General features: G+C 73.9%; 17 protein-coding genes. 3 read left to right on the top strand and 14 right to left on the bottom strand.

Features of this window, described 5'->3' with window-relative positions:
* Positions 1–12: 12 nt before the first annotated feature.
* The 3 genes from QSK52_RS14510 to QSK52_RS14500 form a co-directional block, all read right to left on the bottom strand.
* Positions 13–960: a hypothetical protein gene (locus tag QSK52_RS14510; protein ID WP_285736429.1), complete on the bottom strand. Its 948-nt coding sequence runs from the start codon at positions 958–960 to the stop codon at positions 13–15.
* The gene (locus QSK52_RS14505) at positions 957–1,169 is read right to left on the bottom strand and encodes a hypothetical protein (protein ID WP_285736428.1); all 213 of its coding nucleotides are present in this window, start codon (positions 1,167–1,169) and stop codon (positions 957–959) included. Before QSK52_RS14505 ends, QSK52_RS14510 begins: the two co-directional genes overlap by 4 nt.
* Positions 1,170–1,231: 62 nt before the next feature.
* Entirely contained in the window at positions 1,232–2,086 is an 855-nt protein-coding gene (locus QSK52_RS14500; protein WP_285736427.1) for a helix-turn-helix transcriptional regulator, read from the bottom strand.
* 134 nt (positions 2,087–2,220) lie between these two features.
* Between QSK52_RS14500 and QSK52_RS14495 the strand changes: the two genes are divergently transcribed.
* Complete coding sequence (locus tag QSK52_RS14495; protein ID WP_285736426.1) at positions 2,221–3,264, top strand: hypothetical protein; 1,044 nt, start codon at positions 2,221–2,223, stop codon at positions 3,262–3,264.
* Here the strand turns inward: QSK52_RS14495 and QSK52_RS14490 are convergent.
* From QSK52_RS14490 to QSK52_RS39445, 11 genes are all read right to left on the bottom strand, one after another.
* Complete coding sequence (locus tag QSK52_RS14490; protein WP_285736425.1) at positions 3,242–3,991, bottom strand: sirohydrochlorin chelatase; 750 nt, start codon at positions 3,989–3,991, stop codon at positions 3,242–3,244. The two genes, QSK52_RS14495 and QSK52_RS14490, sit on opposite strands and share 23 nt — an antisense overlap.
* A gap of 148 nt (positions 3,992–4,139) precedes the next feature.
* Positions 4,140–5,045: an ABC transporter permease gene (locus QSK52_RS14485; RefSeq protein WP_285736424.1), complete on the bottom strand. Its 906-nt coding sequence runs from the start codon at positions 5,043–5,045 to the stop codon at positions 4,140–4,142.
* A complete protein-coding gene (locus tag QSK52_RS14480) occupies positions 5,032–5,835 on the bottom strand; it encodes an ABC transporter ATP-binding protein (protein WP_435053249.1) in 804 nt (267 codons plus the stop codon). The genes QSK52_RS14485 and QSK52_RS14480 overlap by 14 nt, the downstream gene beginning before the upstream one ends.
* 127 nt (positions 5,836–5,962) lie before the next feature.
* A complete protein-coding gene (locus QSK52_RS14475; protein WP_435053248.1) occupies positions 5,963–7,105 on the bottom strand; it encodes an aliphatic sulfonate ABC transporter substrate-binding protein in 1,143 nt (380 codons plus the stop codon).
* A gap of 233 nt (positions 7,106–7,338) precedes the next feature.
* A complete protein-coding gene (locus QSK52_RS14470; protein WP_285736422.1) occupies positions 7,339–8,658 on the bottom strand; it encodes a sulfate adenylyltransferase subunit 1 in 1,320 nt (439 codons plus the stop codon).
* Positions 8,659–8,661: 3 nt separating this feature from the next.
* Positions 8,662–9,600: a sulfate adenylyltransferase subunit CysD gene (gene cysD, locus QSK52_RS14465; RefSeq protein WP_285736421.1), complete on the bottom strand. Its 939-nt coding sequence runs from the start codon at positions 9,598–9,600 to the stop codon at positions 8,662–8,664.
* Complete coding sequence (gene cysC / locus QSK52_RS14460) at positions 9,597–10,163, bottom strand: adenylyl-sulfate kinase (protein ID WP_285736420.1); 567 nt, start codon at positions 10,161–10,163, stop codon at positions 9,597–9,599. Before cysC ends, cysD begins: the two co-directional genes overlap by 4 nt.
* 58 nt (positions 10,164–10,221) lie before the next feature.
* Positions 10,222–10,920 carry a phosphoadenylyl-sulfate reductase gene (locus tag QSK52_RS14455; protein WP_285736419.1) on the bottom strand — a complete coding sequence of 233 codons (699 nt, stop codon included), beginning with the start codon at positions 10,918–10,920 and terminating at the stop codon, positions 10,222–10,224.
* On the bottom strand, positions 10,904–11,080 hold the full coding sequence (locus tag QSK52_RS14450) for a hypothetical protein (protein ID WP_167346421.1): 177 nt from the start codon (positions 11,078–11,080) through the stop codon (positions 10,904–10,906). The genes QSK52_RS14455 and QSK52_RS14450 overlap by 17 nt, the downstream gene beginning before the upstream one ends.
* Positions 11,081–11,153: 73 nt before the next feature.
* Complete coding sequence (locus tag QSK52_RS14445; protein ID WP_435053247.1) at positions 11,154–12,875, bottom strand: nitrite/sulfite reductase; 1,722 nt, start codon at positions 12,873–12,875, stop codon at positions 11,154–11,156.
* Between the two features lie 178 nt (positions 12,876–13,053).
* Positions 13,054–13,137, bottom strand: coding sequence for a putative leader peptide (locus tag QSK52_RS39445; protein WP_318264789.1), 84 nt, complete (start codon positions 13,135–13,137; stop codon positions 13,054–13,056).
* Positions 13,138–13,310: 173 nt separating this feature from the next.
* Between QSK52_RS39445 and QSK52_RS14440 the strand changes: the two genes are divergently transcribed.
* Positions 13,311–14,534: a YihY/virulence factor BrkB family protein gene (locus QSK52_RS14440; RefSeq protein WP_285736418.1), complete on the top strand. Its 1,224-nt coding sequence runs from the start codon at positions 13,311–13,313 to the stop codon at positions 14,532–14,534.
* Positions 14,535–14,812: 278 nt separating this feature from the next.
* Positions 14,813–15,910 carry a ribosome small subunit-dependent GTPase A gene (gene rsgA, locus QSK52_RS14435; protein WP_285736549.1) on the top strand — a complete coding sequence of 366 codons (1,098 nt, stop codon included), beginning with the start codon at positions 14,813–14,815 and terminating at the stop codon, positions 15,908–15,910.
* The last annotated feature ends 13 nt before the right edge of the window (positions 15,911–15,923 follow it).

Raw genomic sequence — 15,923 nt, 5'->3', positions numbered from 1 at the left:
CGGCGGCCGGGCTCAGCGGTGGAACGCCGCGTCCGGGTTCTTCGCCCGCCACTGCTGCTCGGGCGGCAGCGGTCGGGCGCCGGACTTCTCCACCGCCTCGGCGCGGGCCGCGTGGAACGCCTCGGCCGGGTCGCCCCGGTCCGCCCACACCTGGGCGCCGCACCAGCGGCCGATGAGCCGGAACTGCTCCAGCGCGGCCGCGTGCAGCCCGGCCCGGCCGAGGTAGTGGGCCAGCAGGTGCCGCAGGCCCGGCAGGCGCGGGTGATCCGCGGGGACCTCGGACAGCGCCCGGGCGACGGCCTCCAGCCGGGCGGTCGCGGCGGGGCCGGTCGGCAGCCCGGAGCCACGGGACTCCAGCTCGGACAGCGCGTGCAGGTAGAGGCCGGCGAGCGGGCTGCGCTGCGGGGCGGCGTCCATCGCGGCCTCGGCGAACCGCATCATCCGCCCGTTGGTGCCGTACCACTTGGCGCACCAGTACTGCATGCCCTGCCAGTGGCCCTCGTAGTGGTGCGGGGCCCGGGCCACCAGGCCCTCCCACAGCGGGCGGAACCCGTCCGGCTCGATCTGCGCGCCGCGCGCCGCCGTCACCATGACCACCCAGGGCGCCGGGTTCGCCGGGTCCAGCAGCGCGGCCCGGCGGGCCGCCTCGATCGCCGCCGGGAGCAGTGCCCGGAACTCGGCCATCCTCTCGGCCGGGACCTCGTTCGCGTAGCCGCCGCCCCGGATCGCCCAGGCGCGGTGCACCATCAGGTCCGCCTCCAGGGCCGCCGCGTCGCAGCTGTTCGGGTCCGCCGCGCGCCAGGCCGTCAGCCAGGCGCCGTCCTCCCGGGCGACCGTGCGCAGCAGCTCGAAGCGCGACCAGTGCTCGTCCCAGTCGCCCGCCGCCGCGGCGAGGTGGTCGGCGGCGGACCGCCAGTCGCCGCCCCAGGCGGCGTCCGCCACCGCCTGCGCGGCCTTCACCCGGGCGGGCAGGGGCGGGCCGACCCGGGTCGGGTCGAGCTCCCGCGGGGCGGCAGCCCGTACGCGGCGGCGTCGAACGACTCCGGCACCCGGTAGGGGGCCTGCCGGGCGGGCGACTTCGGGGCGGACGGCCCGGTGTTCCGGGAACGGTGACCGCGGACCAGGGCGAGGATCACGACGACGGTGATCGGGGCGATGAGGTGGTGCACGGGGGGATCATTCCGGTTCGAACGACCGGCGGCAAGGAGGAATCCGCGCCCGACGGGGACGGTCAGGACCGCTGCGGTGCGGCGGCCGCCGTCAGGGCGTGCAGCCGGTCGGCGGTGGCGGCGTCGCGCGGGGCCAGCACCACCAGGCGCAGGCCGCCCGGGGCGCCCAGCACCACCTGGTCCAGGCGCAGCAGGCCCGCCGTCTCGTGCTGCAGGTCCTTCTCGGTGCCGACCCGCTCGCGCACCCGGTGCTCGTCCCACCACCGGCCGACCTCCGGGGACGCGGCCCGCAGCCGGTCCACCAGCGCCGCCAGCCGGGCCGCCGCCGGGTCCCCGTCGCCGCCGCGCTCCCCGTACGCCGCGCGCAGCTCGGCCAGGGTGCGGCGGGCGTGGTGCTCCCAGTCGACGACGCGGCGGCGGGTCGGTTCGTGCAGCAGCGCCACCCAGGCCAGGTTGCGCTGCTCCGGCGGCAGCCGGGAGAAGTCGAACACGGCGTCCGCCGGAGGGTTCCAGGCCCGCACCTCCCAGTCCGGATCGGTCAGGAACGCCGGGGCGGGCGCCTGCGCCCGCACCAGCCGCAGCAGCGCCGGAGCCACCTCCAGGTCCGTCGTCCCCGGCGCCGGGCGCGGCGGCTGCCCCGCCAGCCGGAACAGGTAGTCGGTCTCCGCCGCGTCCAGCCGCAGCGTCCGGGCCAGCGCCCCCAGCACCTCCGGCGACGGGTTGATCTCCCGCCCCTGCTCCAGCCACGTGTACCAGGTCACCCCCACGCCCGCGAGCAGCGCCACCTCCTCCCGCCGCAGCCCCGGCGTCCGCCGCCGCACCCCCGGCGCCATCCCCACCTGCTCCGGCGACAGCGCCGCGCGCCGCGCCCGCAGGAACCCCGCCAGCGAATCCCTCCGGAACTCCGCCCCCGCCATGTCCGCCCCCTCCGTCCCGCGCTGCCTGTCACCGCGACTACCAGTATCCGCACGCACTGCCGGACCCCGGCGGGCGGCGGGAGGGTGGAGGCGTCCGGCGGGACGGCCGCCGGGGGAGAGCACGAGGAGCAGAGATGACGATCCGTCAGGTCCTGGTCGGGGCGGGCGTGGTGGCGGCGCTGGTCGCCGGGTCGGCGGCGCCCGCGGGTGCGGTGGGTGCGGCGGGCGCGGGTGCGGCGGGCCGGCGGGGCCCCGCGGTGGTGGTCGGGCACGGCGCCGCGGCCACCCCCGAGGGCGCCACCTGGGACGCCGCGCACCACCGCTTCCTGGTCGGCTCGATGGCGCACGGCACCGTCAGCGAGGTCCGCCCCGACGGGACGCTGCGCACCCTGGTCGACGACCCCGCCCACCTGGTCAGCGTCATCGGCCTGCACGCCGACCCCGCCCGCGGCCGGGTCCTGGTCGCCGACGGCGACCTGGGGGTCGGCGACCGCAGCACCCCCGCGAGCACCGCGCACACCGCCGGACTCGGCGCGTACGACCTGCGCACCGGACGGCGGGTCTTCCACGCCGACCTGGCCGCGGCCGCCGCCGACGGCGGACCGCACCTCGCCAACGACGTCGCCTACGCGCCCGACGGCACCGCGTACGTCACCGACACCTTCGCGCCGCTCGTCTACCGCGTCACGCCCGACGGCACGGCCGAGGTGCTGGTCCGCGACCCGCGGCTGGCCGCGCCCGCCGGCGGCATCGGGCTCAACGGCATCGTCTGGCGGGACGGCGTGCTCGTCGTCGGCAAGACCGACGACGCCACGCTCTGGCGCATCCCGGTCGACCGGCCCGCGGAGCTGTCGCGGATCGAGGTGCGGGGGGCCGACGGTGCCGGTGGGGCGGGGGACCGGTTCGTCGGGCTGGACGGGATGCTGGGGCGGCCGGACGGTTCGGTGCTCGCCGTCACCAACCACCTCGGCGACGGCGGGCGGGACGCCGAACTGACCCTCCGCAGCGCCGACGGCTGGCGCAGCGCCGCCCTGACCGCCGACCGCCCGCTGACCGACACCGACCCCACCGCGATCACCGCCGGCCCGGGCGACAGGGTCTACACCCTCAGCGGCCGCCTCGACCTGCTGCTCGCGGGCACGCCGGGCGACGGGTTCACGCTGCGCCGGGTCGGCTGACCGGCTGCGGGGCGCCCAGGGCGAGGGCGGCCTCGGCGTGGCGGGCCAGCACCAGGCGGGCCAGTTCCGGGGCGGCGCCCAGGACCGGGGCGAGGTGGTCGGCGCGGGCGGCGGCCGCGGCGGCGGCGATCCGGTCCGGGAGGAGGCCCGGGGCCAGCAGGTACGGGGCGACGGCGGTGCCGCGGACGGCCGGGACGGCGCGCAGGGCGGCGAGGGCCTCGGCGACGGTCGGGCCGGTGCCGGAGGCGTGCGCGATGGTGACGGCGGCCCAGCCGCGGGTGCGGCGCCACTCGGCGGCCACCGCCCGGGTGGTGGCGTTCGCGGCCGGGTCGGAGGAGCCGGCGGCGGCCAGCACGACACCGGTGCGGGCCCGGACCGCCGGGTCGGCGACGTCCGGGCCGGACTCGGCCAGGCGGCGGTCGAGGGCTTCCAGCAGCAGCGGGGAGGGGCCGAGGACCTCCGCGACCGGGATCGCCGAACCGGCGGCGCGCAGGGCGGCCGGGATGTCGTGCTTGGCGTGGAACGCCCGGTTCAGGAGCAGCGGCACGGCGATCGCGTCGGTCAGGCGCGGGGCGACCTGGGCGATGCGAGGCGCGCAGTGGTCCAGGTACGCGGTGGTGACCGGCAGTTCGGGGCGCAGGACGCGGACGGCGGCGGCGAGGGCCTCGACGGTCGCGGCGTGGCGCGGGTCGCGGGAGCCGTGCGCGAGCAGCAGGAGCGGCGGCACGGGTGCACCCGCAGCGGGCGGCGGCGTCCGGCGCGCGGGGGCGAGGGCTGCGTCCGGCTGCGGGAAGCCGCCTTCCGCAGCGCCCGGCTCCCCGCGCCCCTGGCGGGGCGCGAGGGCGGGCGGTGTGGTGGTGCGAGGGGGCATGGGGTCAGCGGGAGTTGACGAGGAGGCCGCGGCTGCGCAGGACGTGGCGTTCCAGGGGGGAGAAGAAGAGCAGGTCGATGGCGACGCCGACGAACAGGATCAGCAGGATGCCGAGCAGGACGCCGGACATGTTGGAGAACTCGCGCTGGTTCTCCAGGTAGCGGCCGAGGCCGAGGCCCAGGTCGGGGGAGGCGGCGATGAGTTCGGCGGCCATCAGGGAGCGCCAGGAGAAGGCCCAGCCCTGCTTGAGCCCGGCCAGGTAGCCGGGCAGCGCGGCGGGCAGCAGGATGTGGCGGGCGCCGCGCAGGCCGGTCGCGCCGAGGGTCTGGCCGGCCCGCAGGTAGATCGGCGGGACCTGGTCGATGCCGCTGATCAGGCCGTTGGCGATGGACGGGACGGCGCCGAGCAGGATGACCGCGTACATGGCGGAGTTGGTGATGCCGAGCCAGATGATCGCGGCGGGCACCCAGGCCACCGAGGGCAGCGACTGCAGGCCGGAGAGGACCGGGCCGAGCGCGGCCCGCACCGGCTTGATCCGGGCGACCAGCAGGCCGATCGGGGTGCCGATGACGACGGACAGCACGAAGCCGGACAGGCCGCGCCAGACACTGGTCCAGATGATGGAGAACAGCGTTCCGGCGTACCAGAGTTCGGTGAGCGAGTGCCAGACGTCCGCGGGGCTGGGGAGCTTGTCGGGGGTGGTGAGTTCGAGGCTGTAGGCGATCTGCCAGACGACCAGGACCAGCACCACGCCGAGGACCGGCGGCAGGACCTTCTGGCGCAGCACCACGGAGAGCGGGGTGCGCTGCGCCTGGACGGTCTCCAGGGCGTCGAGGCCGGCCTCGACGCTCGCGCTGTCGGCGGAACCGTCCTTGGCGAGGGGGGTGGCGGCGGTGTCAGTGCTGGACATGGCGGCGGATCTCCCCACGCAGTTCTTCGGTGATCTCGATGGACAGATCCGCGACCCCGGCCGACTCGATGCGGCGCGGCTGCGGCAGGTCGATGCGCCACTCCTTGGCGACCCGGCCCGGGCGGGAGGAGAGCAGCACGACGCGCTGGGCGAGGCGGACGGCCTCGCGGACGTTGTGGGTGACGAACAGGACGGCGAGCTGCTTCTCCGCCCAGATCCGGGTGATCTCGTCGTGCAGGACGTCGCGGGTGATGGCGTCGAGCGCGGCGAACGGCTCGTCCATCAGCAGCACCTGGGAGCCCTGGGCGAGCGAGCGGGCCAGCGCGACGCGCTGGCGCATGCCGCCGGAGAGCTCGTGGACGCGCTTCCTGTAGGAGCCCTTGAGCCGGACGAGTTCGAGCAGCCGCTCGGCCTCGGGGCGGCGCTCCTCCTTGGGGACGCCGGCCAGGCGCAGCGCGAGTTCGATGTTCCGGCCCGCGGTGAGCCAGGGGAACAGCGCGTGGTCCTGGAACATCAGGGCGGGGCGGCCGCCGGGCACCTCGATGGTGCCGGAGGTCGGCTTGTCCAGTCCGGCCACCAGGTTGAGCAGGGTGGACTTGCCGCAGCCGGAGGCGCCGAGCAGGGTGACGAACTCGCCGGGTGCGACGGTGAGGTTGATGTCCTCCAGCACCGGTGCGGCGGTGCCGGGGCGGCCGAAGGTCTTGTGCACGTGCGAGATCCGGACGGCGGTGTCGCCGTCCGGACGGCCCGCGCCGGGGGCGTCGGGCGAGGTGGTCAGTGCCGTGGTCACGGGCACCTCCTGCGGGTGTGGTTCCGGGCAGGGAAGGGATCGGTGTCCGGGGTCCGGCCCCGCGCCCGCCCGGTGAGTGGGCATCGGTTGGGCGGGCGCGGGGCGCGGACCTCGGGGCCTGGGAGACTTACTTGGTGCCCAGACCGGCGTCGGCGACGGCGGGCTGGTTGTTCTCCTTCAGCACCTTGTTGAGCAGGGTCAGGTCGTAGATCCCGTCCAGGTTGGGCTTCTTGAGCAGCCCGGCGGTGACGGCGTGGTCGGCCTCGGCCTGCAGGGTGTTCGCCAGCGGGTCGTCGATGAAGTCGATGTCCTGCCAGGCCGGGTCGAGGATCGCGGCGTCCAGGGCGTTGCCCGCGTCGGCCTTGATCTGGGCGTTGGCGACGTCCTTGGCCTGGGCCGGGTTGGCCTTGATCCAGGCGTTGGTCTTCACCGAGCCGCGCAGCACGGCCTCCACCACGTCCGGGTGCTCCTTGAGGAACTTCTGCGAGACGATGATGTTGGTGATGACGAACTTCTTGTCCGGCCAGACGTCCTTCTCGTTGAGCAGGACCTTCGCGCCGAGGGTGACCAGCTTGGAGGCGGTCGGCTCGGGCACCCACGCGCCGTCGATGGAGCCGGACTTGTACGCGTCGGGGGTGACCTTGTTGTCGGTGCGCAGCACCTTCACGTCGCCGTCGCCGGTCTGGGCGTCGACCTTGTAGCCCTTCTCCGCCAGGTAGTTGAGCAGGGCGACGTCCTGGGTGTTGCCGAGCTGCGGGGTGGCGATCTTCTTGCCCTTGAGGTCGTCCAGGGACTTGATCTTGTCCGGGTTGACGACCAGCTTGACGCCGCCGGAGGCCGAACCGCTGATGATCTTCAGCGACTTGCCGCCGGACTGGGTGTAGCCGTTGATCGACGGGGAGGGGCCGATCCAGCCGATGTCGATCGAGCCCGCGTTCAGGGCCTCGATCTCGGCCGGGCCCGCGTTGAAGACCTGGGTCTTGATCTGGGTGCCGCCCAGCTCCTGCTGGATGATGCCCTGCTTGAGGCCGACCAGCGCGGTGCCGTGGGTGAGGTTGGCGAAGTAGCCGATCTTCACGGTGTCCGCGGAGAGCTTCGCGCCGCTCGCGGACGGCTTGGCGGAGGCCTTGTCGTCGCTCTTGGAGCCGTACGAGCAGGCCGACAGCAGGCCGGCGGTGGTCAGCACGGCGACGGCCGCCACGGCGGCGCGTCTGATCCGGCCCGCGCGGGGGCGTGCGGAGGTATGGGTGGGCTGAGAGCTCGGTGCCATGAGAGGTGTCCCGTTCGAGAGAGAAGGAAGGTCCGTGCCTGACGTGCTGCCGGGGCCGGGCCGCCTCCGCCGTGCCTGCTGTGGGAAGGAACGGCGGCGTGCGGGCCCGGTGACAGGGGCTCAGCGCCCCTGTCCGCCCCCACATCGCGTCAGGCCGCCCTGGCCGCTGCCGAGGACGCCGCTGCCGATGCGGCCGCCTTCCTTGTCCATGCCCGAGAACGCCTCGCTGGGCATCAGACCCAGTCCTCCTCTTGGGAAGCGTCGGTGGTGCTGACGGTGTCGAACGCCTCGCCCGCCATGCCGGCGGTGAGCGTGGTGCCGTCGGACGGGTCGATCAGGACGAACGAGCCCGTGCGGCGGTTGTCGGTGTAGTCGTCGAGGGCCAGCGGCTCGGCGGTGCGCAGCACCACGTGGCCGATGTCGTTGACGTTCAGCCCCTCGGCGCCGGAGCGCCGCTCCAGCGTGTCGATGTCGATCCGGTACGAGATCTCCTTGACGAGGGCGCGCACGGTGCGGGTGGTGTGCTTGAGCAGCACCTTCGCGCCGACGTGCAGCGGACGCTCGTTCAGGTGGCAGACCGTGGCCCGCACGTCCTTGGTGGGGACGGGCAGCGTCCCGGCCGCGATCAGGTCGCCGCGGGAGATGTCGATGTCGTCCGCGAGGCGGACCGTCACCGACTGCGGGGCCCAGGCGATCTCGGTGGGGACGCCGAGCGCGTCGATCGCCGCGACGGTGCTGGTGTGGCCCGAGGGCAGCACCGTCACCGCGTCGCCGACCCGCAGCACGCCGGAGGCCAGCTGGCCCGCGTAGCCGCGGTAGTCGTGGAACTCCTCGCTCTGCGGCCGGATCACGTACTGGACCGGGAAACGGACCGGCTCGACGCTCGGGTCGGTGCCGACCGGGACGGTCTCCAGGTGCTCCAGCAGGGTCGGGCCGCCGTACCAGTCCATGTGCGCGGAGGGCTCGACCACGTTGTCGCCGGCCAGCGCCGAGATCGGCACCGCCACGACGTCCTTGACCCCGAGCGAGGCCGCGTACGCGGTGAACTCCTCGGCGATGGCGGCGAACACCGGCTCCGCGTAGTCGACCAGGTCCATCTTGTTGACCGCGAGGACGACGTGCGGGACGCGCAGCAGGGCGGCGACCGCGGCGTGCCGGCGGGTCTGCTCGACCACGCCGTTGCGGGCGTCGACCAGCACCACGGCCAGCTCGGCGGTGGACGCGCCGGTGACCATGTTGCGGGTGTACTGCACGTGGCCCGGGGTGTCGGCGAGGATGAACCGGCGGCGGGCGGTGGCGAAGTAGCGGTACGCCACGTCGATGGTGATGCCCTGCTCGCGCTCGGCGCGCAGGCCGTCGGTCAGCAGCGCCAGGTCGGGGGCCTCCTGGCCGCGGCGGCGGGAGGCGTGCTCGACGGCCTCCAGCTGGTCGGCCAGCACCGACTTGGAGTCGTGCAGCAGCCGGCCCACCAGGGTGGACTTGCCGTCGTCGACGGAGCCCGCGGTGGCGAAGCGCAGCAGCGAGGTGGCGGTTGCTTCCTGGGTGGTGCTCATTGCTTAGAAGTACCCCTCGCGCTTGCGGTCCTCCATGGCGGCCTCGGACATCTTGTCGTCGGCGCGCGTCGCCCCTCGTTCGGTGAGGCGGGAGGCGGCGATCTCGGTGATCACGGCCTCGATGGTGTCGGCGTCGGAGTCGACCGCGCCGGTGCAGGACATGTCGCCCACCGTGCGGTAGCGCACCAGGCGGGTCTCGACCGGCTCGTTCTCCTTCGGGCCGCCCCACTCCCCGGCGGTCAGCCACATGCCGTCGCGCCGGAACACCTCGCGCTCGTGGGCGTAGTAGATCTCCGGGAGCTCGATGTTCTCCCGCTCGATGTACTGCCAGACGTCCAGCTCGGTCCAGTTGGACAGCGGGAAGACCCGGACGTGCTCGCCGACCGCGTGCCGGCCGTTGTACAGCGACCACAGCTCGGGGCGCTGGCGGCGCGGGTCCCAGGCGCCGAACTCGTCGCGCAGCGAGAAGACGCGCTCCTTGGCGCGGGCCTTCTCCTCGTCGCGGCGGCCGCCGCCGAACACGGCGTCGAACTTGTTGGACTCGATGCCGTCCAGCAGCGGGACGGTCTGCAGCGGGTTGCGCAGCCCGTCCGGGCGCTCGCGCAGCACGCCGCGGTCGATGTAGTCCTGCACCGCGGCGACGTGCAGCCGCAGGTTGTGCTTGGCCACCGCGCGGTCCCGGTACGCCAGCACCTCGGGGAAGTTGTGCCCGGTGTCCACGTGCAGCAGGGCGAACGGCACCGGCGCGGGCGCGAACGCCTTCAGCGCCAGGTGCAGCATCACGATGGAGTCCTTGCCGCCGGAGAACAGGATCACCGGCCGCTCGAACTCGCCCGCCACCTCGCGGAAGATGTGCACCGACTCCGCTTCGAGGGCGTCCAGGTGGGACAGCGCGAAGGGCGTGTCCTCGGCCCGGAACAGGCGCTGCGTGGTGACGGTCATGCCAAGCCCCTCTCGGTCAGGAAGGCGTGCAGTTCTTCGGCGGACTCGGCCACCGACCGGCCCTGCGTCTGCAGGCGCAGCTCCGGCTTCTCGGGGGCCTCGTACGGGTCGTCGACCCCGGTCAGCCCGGAGATCTCGCCGGCCGCCTGCTTGGCGTACAGGCCCTTGACGTCCCGCTCGGAGCAGAGCTCGACCGGGGTGGCGACGTGGATCTCCAGGAACTCGGTGCCGTTGGCGGCGTGCCGCTCGCGCACCGCGGCCCGGGAGTCGGCGAACGGGGCGATCACCGGGGCCAGCACCTTGACGCCGTTGGCCGCCAGCTTCTCGGCGACGAAGCCGATCCGGGTGACGTTGGTGTGCCGGTCCTCGCGGGAGAAGCCCAGGCCCTTGGAGAGGAACTCGCGGATCTCGTCACCGTCCAGCACCTCCACCCGGTGGCCCTCGGCGCGCAGCCGCTCGGCCAGCGCGAACGCGAGGGTGGTCTTGCCCGCGCTGGGCAGGCCGGTCAGCCACACGGTGGCGCCGCGCTCGCGGCCGACGGCCTCGGTCTCGGCGGTGGTCACGGTGGTTACTCCTGACGGTCGGTGACGGTGGTTCGGTGGTGACGGTGGTTCGGCGGGCTCAGAGGTGGATGCCGCACTCGGTCTTGCCGGAGCCCGCCCAGCGGCCCGCCCGGCCCTGCTCGCCCTCGCCGGGCTTGGCGGTGCAGGACAGCGGAGAGCAGCCGATCGAGGTGTAGCCCTCCCACAGCAGCGGGTTCAGCAGCACCCCGTTGGCCTGGACGTACGCGTCCACGTCGTCCTGCGTCCAGCGGGCGATCGGGGCGATCTTCACCTTGCGGCGCTTGGCGTCCCAGGCCACCACGGGGGTGTTGGCGCGGGACGGCGACTCGTCGCGGCGCAGGCCGGTCGCCCAGGCGTCGTAGGCGCCCAGGCCGCGGTTCAGCGGCTCGACCTTGCGCAGCGAGCAGCACAGGTCCGGGTCGCGGTCGTGCAGGTTCGGCCCGTACTGGGCGTCCTGCTCGGCCACGGTGAGCTTCGGGGTCAGCGTGATCACGTTGACCGGCATGGTCGCGGCGACCGCGTCCCGGGTGCCGATGGTCTCCGGGAAGTGGTAGCCGGTGTCCAGGAAGACCACGTCCACGCCGGGCAGCGCGGTGGAGGCCAGGTGGGCGACCACCGCGTCCTCCATCGAGGACGTCACGCAGAAGCGCTTGCCGAAGGTGTCGGCGGCCCAGCGCAGGACCTCCTGCGCGGTGGCCTCCTCCAGCTCGCGGCCGGCCTTGACGGCTATCGCCTCGTAGTCAGTCGCGGTCGTCATGTCCGTTACCCCCGTGGTTCGTCGACAGCAGTCCGAGGAACTTCAGCTGGAAGCCCCGGCGGCACGCCCGGCATTCCCACGCGCCGTGGCCGCCCTCGGAGGGGCGCAGGTCCTCGTCCCCGCAGTACGGGCAGTAGAAGGGCGCGGCTCGTTCGCTCATGCACCCACCTCGCTGCGCTCGGTGGTCGCTTCGCGAGGACGGCCGGGCTCATTGGTTCGCTCGCTGCGCTCGCTCACGACAGCTGCTCCTCGGTGGCCCGGACCGTCCACTGGGCGAAGCGCTCGCCCTCCTGGCGGTCCGCCTGGTAACGGGTCAGCAGGCGCTCGACGTAGTCGGGCAGTTCGGCGCTGGTGACCTTCAGGCCGCGGATCTTGCGGCCGAAGCCGGCGTCCAGGCCCAGGGCGCCGCCCAGGTGCACCTGGAAGCCCTCGACCTGCTCGCCGTTCGCGTCGGTGACCAGCTGGCCCTTGAGGCCGATGTCGGCGGTCTGGATCCGGGCGCAGGCGTTCGGGCAGCCGTTGATGTTGATGCTCAGCGGCTCGTCGAACTCCGGCAGGCGGCGCTCCAGTTCGTCGATCAGGGACTGGCCGCGGCCCTTGGTCTCGACGATCGCCAGCTTGCAGTACTCGATGCCGGTGCAGGCCATCGTGCCGCGGCGGAAGGTGGACGGGGTGACCCGCAGGTCCAGCGCCTCCAGGCCGGCCACCAGGGACTCGACCCTGTCCTCGGCGACGTCGAGCACGATCAGCTTCTGCTCGACGGTGGTGGCCAGGCGGCCGGAGCCGTGCTCGGCGGCCAGGTCGGCGATCTGGGTGAGCAGCTTGCCGCTGACCCGGCCGACCCGCGGCGCGAAGCCGACGTAGAAGTTGCCGTCGTTCTGCCGGTGCACGCCGACGTGGTCGCGCCAGCGGTTGCTGGGCTCCTGCGGGCCGGGGCCGTCGGCGAGTTCGCGCTTCAGGTACTCGTCCTGGAGGACCTGGCGGAACTTCTCCGGGCCCCAGTCGGCGACCAGGAACTTCAGGCGGGCGCGGTTGCGCAGGCGGCGGTAGCCGTAGTCGCGGAAGATGCCGATCACGCCGGCCCAGACGTCCGGGACGTCCTCCAGCGGCACCCAGGCGCCGAGCCGCACGCCCAGCTTCGGGTTGGTGGACAGGCCGCCGCCGACCCACAGGTCGAAGCCCGGGCCGTGCTCGGGGTGGACCACGCCGACGAAGGCGACGTCGTTGATCTCGTGCACCACGTCGAGCAGCGGGGAGCCGGAGATCGCGGTCTTGAACTTGCGCGGCAGGTTGGAGAACTCCTTGCTGCCGATGTAGCGCCGGTTGATCTCGTCGATCGCCCAGGAGCCGTCGATGATCTCGTCCTCGGCGATGCCCGCGACCGGGGAGCCGATCACCACGCGCGGGCAGTCGCCGCACGCCTCGGTGGTGGACAGGCCGACGGCCTCCAGCTTCTGCCAGATCGCCGGGACGTCCTCGATCCGCACCCAGTGGTACTGGACGTTCTGCCGGTCCGTCAGGTCGGCGGTGCCGCGGGCGTACTGCTCGGAGACCTCGCCGATCGCCTTCAGCTGGGCCGTCGTCAGCCGCCCGCCGTCGATGCGCACCCGCATCATGAAGAACTCGTCCTCGAGCTCGTGCGGCTCCAGGACGGCGGTCTTGCCGCCCTCGATGCCCTGCTTGCGCTGGGTGTACAGGCCCCACCAGCGCATCCGGCCGCGCAGGTCGTTCGGGTCGATCGAGTCGAAGCCGCGGTGCGCGTAGATCGTCTCAATGCGCGTCCGCACGTTGAGACCGTCGTCGTCCTTCTTGAACTGCTCGTTGCCGTTGAGGGGCGTGAAGTGCCCCATGCCCCACTGGCCCTCGCCGCGGTGGCGGGTCACCTTGCGGGCGGCGGGGCGGGCCGCGGGGGCGGCGCCGGCCTGAGGCTCGACCGTTTCGGGAGTGCGGGCCATGGTGTCAGTCCTTTGAGCGGCTTGGCGGGTGCGAGGTGCTGGCGGCCCCGGACGCGCTCCGCTCCCACCTGCGGCGTTCTGGACGCAGGCGGCGGGAGGGGTGACGCTGGCCGGGCAGGGTCTTGCGCGCATCCGCGACGGCGGGGATGGCGCCGGTGCGGTGCGGCGTACGGAGGGCTCAGGTCACCGGACAGATGGCGCTGGACACGCGAAGGAGGTCGACGTGGAGTCGGCCAACTAGGGTGGTTCCGGCGCTAGACATGGCAAGAGATTCGCACGGCGAGCGACTCGCGGTCCACTAACGTCCGAATCCTGGACGCTGATGTTCCGCATGGTGGGACGACCGGCCGAGCGGGCCTGTTCCGGGCCCCGCCGCCCGCCCGGCGCCGGACGGCGGCGCACCGCCCGCGCGGCCCGGGCCGATACCGTAGGGGCGTGCAAGCAGCAGGCAGTACCCCCCACCCCGCCGGAGCACCGGGACCGGCCGGGGAGCGCCCCTCCCGCCGCCGCGGCGGACGGCGCCGCGCCGCCAAGCGAACCACCTGGTACGGCACCCTGTGGGCGCTCGTGAAGGACACCACCAACACCTGCGTCGAGTACCGGGTCACCGGGCTCGCCGCCGAGGCGGCCTTCTTCACCCTGCTGTCCATCCCGCCGCTGCTGCTCTGCCTGGCCGGCACCCTCGGCTACCTCGACGACATCCTCGGGGCCGGCACCATCGACAAGCTCAAGAACGACATCGTCTCAGCAGCTGGGACGGTGCTCTCACCGAGCTCGATCGACCAGATCGTCCAGCCCCTGCTGAGCGACGTCTTCGACAGCGCCCGGCCCGACCTGATCTCGATCGGCTTCCTGCTCTCGCTCTGGTCCGGCTCCCGGGCGCTGTACATCTTCATCGACACCATCACCGTCATGTACGGCCTCGACGGCAAGCGCGGCCTGGTCAAGACCCGGCTGATGTCGCTCGGCCTCTACCTCGGCGCCCTGGTGATCGGCTCCCTGGTGCTGCCGCTGCTGGTCGCCGGACCCGGACTGCTGATCAACACCTTCCCGAGCTGGACCGGGGCGATCACCGGCTTCTACTGGCCCGCCGCGATCGTCCTGCTGGTCGTCTCCCTCACCACCCTCTACCACGTGGCCGTCCCGGTCTCCACGCCCTGGCGCGAGGACATCCCCGGCGCCCTGGTCGCCCTGCTGGTCCTGGTGGTCTGCAGCGTCGGCCTGCGGCTCTACCTGGTCAGCTCGGTCGAGGGCCACTCCGTCTACGGCTCGCTCGCCGCGCCCGTCGCCGTGCTGCTGTGGATCTTCGTGGTGGCGCTGGCCGTGCTGATCGGCGCCGCGATGAACGCCGCGATAGACCGCCGCTGGCCCACCGTCGAGACCGCCGACGCCCGCGCCGAGAACGAGCGCCTCGCCGAGGACGCCGCCGTCGAGCGCGGCCGCGAGGCCGCCGCCCGCCGCGCCGTCGAACGCGCCGAGCGGGCCCGCCAGTTCGGCCTCGCCGAGGGCCACGACGAGGACCTCTTCGACGAGGACGACGACCGCCCCGTCCCCAGCGAGTACCCCGAGCGCTGGGCCGGCTTCCTGCCCCCGCGCGACGTGCGCCGCCGGATCAGCAGCCGGATCGGCACCCGGCGCCGCCGCCGCTCCGGCAGGTGAAGCGCGCCCCGGGAAAACCGGTGGCGCGGGCGGCGGGCGGCCGCTAGCGTGGCGTCCGCCGATCGAGGGCACCCCGTGGCGGGGTGCGCGAGGCGCGTCCGGAGAGGAAGGAGGTGAGGGCCGTGAGGCCGGTTCACGCAGGTGTTGTCCCCAGCGTTCGGAAGTCCACCGAGTCCGTCACCCCCTGGCTCCCGGTCCGCCGCCTTCCGGTGTCGCCCACGCGCTGACGCCGACCGGCCGGGGCCGCCCGTTCCCTCGAAGGGTCCCCGTTGATCACCATGCACGACCCCACCAGCACGCCCGCCCCCGCTCCCGCCCACCCGCTCGCCGGGCTCGGCTGGACGGACGACCGGGCCGCCGCGTTCGCCCCGCTCGCCGAGCACGGTCTGCTGCCCGGACGGATCGTCCGGATGGACCGCGGCAGCTGCGAGGTGCTGCTCGTCGATCCGGAGAGCGGCGAGCCCGTCACGCGGCGGGCCGCCACCCGTCCGGTGACGACCGCCGACACCGCGCACAACCCGTGCACCGGCGACTGGGTCGCCTACGACCCCGCCGCCCGGCCCGCCCCCGCCCTCGCCGCGGTGCTGCCCCGCACCACCGCGATCATCCGCAAGGGCGCCCACAAGCGCTCCGAGGGCCAGGTCCTGGCCGCCAACGTCGACACCGTGCTGATCGCCGTCTCGCTCGCCGCGGAACCCGATCCCGGCCGGGTGGAGCGCCTGCTCGCCCTCGCCTGGGAGTCCGGGGCCGAACCGCTGATCGTCCTGACCAAGTCCGACCTGGTCCACGACGGCGACTTCGTCCGGGCGGACGTGGAGGCGATCGCCCCCGGTGTCACCGTCCTGACGGTCAGCGCCGCCACCGGCGAGGGGATGGACGCGCTGCGCGCCCGCGCCACCGGCTCCTGCGCCCTGATCGGCCAGTCCGGCGCGGGCAAGTCCACCCTCACCAACGCCCTCACCGGGACGGCCGCGATGACCGTCCAGCAGGTCCGCTCCGTCGATGAGAAGGGCCGCCACACCACCACGGCCCGCGAGCTCGTCCCGCTGCCCGGCGGCGGCGCCGTCATCGACACCCCGGGCCTGCGCGGCGTCGGCCTGTTCGGCGGCGACGGCATCGACCAGGCCTTCGCCGACATCACCGCCCTCGCCGCCGACTGCCGCTACGCCGACTGCTCCCACCGCACCGAACCCCGCTGCGCGGTCCGGGCCGCCCTCGCCGACGGCACCCTCCCCGAGCTCCGCTGGGAGCGCTACCTCAAGCTCCAGCGCGAGAACGACTGGATCGCCGCCCGCACCGACGCCCGCCTGCGCGCCGAACGCGCCCGCCACCGCAAGCACCTCACCAAGGCCGCCCGCTCCCACCCCAAGCCCTGACACCCCGCAGCGC

The organism is Kitasatospora phosalacinea (genome assembly GCF_030268885.1).
Lineage (GTDB): Bacteria > Actinomycetota > Actinomycetes > Streptomycetales > Streptomycetaceae > Kitasatospora > Kitasatospora phosalacinea_C.
This window is presented reverse-complemented; position numbering and strand designations above follow the sequence as displayed.

Excerpts from the sequence above, each read along its gene's own strand:
- cysD (WP_285736421.1), bottom strand. The coding sequence starts at position 9,600 with ATGACCGTCACCACGCAGCGCCTGTTCCGGGCCGAGGACACGCCCTTC.
- rsgA (WP_285736549.1), top strand. The coding sequence starts at position 14,813 with ATGCACGACCCCACCAGCACGCCCGCCCCCGCTCCCGCCCACCCGCTC.
- QSK52_RS14445 (WP_435053247.1), bottom strand. The coding sequence starts at position 12,875 with ATGGCCCGCACTCCCGAAACGGTCGAGCCTCAGGCCGGCGCCGCCCCC.
- QSK52_RS14470 (WP_285736422.1), bottom strand. The coding sequence starts at position 8,658 with ATGAGCACCACCCAGGAAGCAACCGCCACCTCGCTGCTGCGCTTCGCC.
- QSK52_RS14495 (WP_285736426.1), top strand. The coding sequence starts at position 2,221 with ATGACGATCCGTCAGGTCCTGGTCGGGGCGGGCGTGGTGGCGGCGCTG.
- QSK52_RS39445 (WP_318264789.1), bottom strand. The coding sequence starts at position 13,137 with ATGTCTAGCGCCGGAACCACCCTAGTTGGCCGACTCCACGTCGACCTC.
- QSK52_RS14450 (WP_167346421.1), bottom strand. The coding sequence starts at position 11,080 with ATGAGCGAACGAGCCGCGCCCTTCTACTGCCCGTACTGCGGGGACGAG.
- QSK52_RS14485 (WP_285736424.1), bottom strand. The coding sequence starts at position 5,045 with ATGTCCAGCACTGACACCGCCGCCACCCCCCTCGCCAAGGACGGTTCC.
- QSK52_RS14455 (WP_285736419.1), bottom strand. The coding sequence starts at position 10,920 with ATGACGACCGCGACTGACTACGAGGCGATAGCCGTCAAGGCCGGCCGC.
- QSK52_RS14500 (WP_285736427.1), bottom strand. The coding sequence starts at position 2,086 with ATGGCGGGGGCGGAGTTCCGGAGGGATTCGCTGGCGGGGTTCCTGCGG.
- QSK52_RS14475 (WP_435053248.1), bottom strand. The coding sequence starts at position 7,105 with ATGGCACCGAGCTCTCAGCCCACCCATACCTCCGCACGCCCCCGCGCG.